At 39.1% G+C, this 558-nt stretch carries 2 protein-coding genes and 1 pseudogene; all 3 read right to left on the minus strand.

The genetic code is table 11. The features are described from left to right. Positions 1-117 precede the first annotated feature (117 nt). Positions 118-228 (minus strand): type I toxin-antitoxin system Fst family toxin, encoded by a 111-nt coding sequence (locus tag KQI94_RS16230; RefSeq protein ID WP_002360667.1) that lies wholly within the window; start codon positions 226-228, stop codon positions 118-120. An 81-nt stretch (positions 229-309) separates the two neighbouring features. Continuing rightward, positions 310-492: an excinuclease ABC subunit C gene (locus KQI94_RS16670; RefSeq protein WP_073459372.1), complete on the minus strand. Its 183-nt coding sequence runs from the start codon at positions 490-492 to the stop codon at positions 310-312. Further along, positions 479-558: pseudogene (locus KQI94_RS16895) on the minus strand (UvaF); the annotation flags it as partial. The pseudogene KQI94_RS16895 and the gene KQI94_RS16670, both read right to left, overlap by 14 nt.

Genomic DNA, 558 nt, shown 5'->3' on the forward strand with positions numbered 1-558 from the left:
TACTAAAGGTGCGAAACGACATTAAATCGTACAAATAACACAAAAAGCAATCCTACGGCGAATAGGATTGCTTTTTTTACACTAGTTGCGACTCCTAGCGTGTGTGTTGATAGCAGCTTACTTTCGGTTATCGTCTTCCTCGTCCAACACACGAGAAATCATTTCCAGAACCAATCCTACAAAGATCGGTGCGATAACCAACGACATTAAATCTTTCACAAATAACACACCTCCAATCGAGGCGAGCTGCCGTATTAATTATATCATAGATTGAAATTCTGCCAATTCAATAATAAAACATTCAACAATTTATCTAGCTGTTCTATGATCTTTTCTAAGCGTGTAAACTCGTTTACACCAGGAACATTTATACTTGTTTGAGTCACTCGTAACTCTGCTTGCTAGACAGCCACAGCTGCATTCTACATAAGCCACTTGGCGGACGCTGTCTCCTAGAGGAATAATGGTACCATTATAATCATATGCCTTCATTACGAAACCCCCAATCGCTAAAATACTCATCTAACTTTTTCTGCTCTTTTTTTGACAAAGTAGGGG

Source organism: Enterococcus sp. S183_ASV_20 (assembly GCF_018919685.1).
In the GTDB taxonomy this organism is placed as follows: Bacteria; Bacillota; Bacilli; order Lactobacillales; family Enterococcaceae; genus Enterococcus; species Enterococcus faecalis.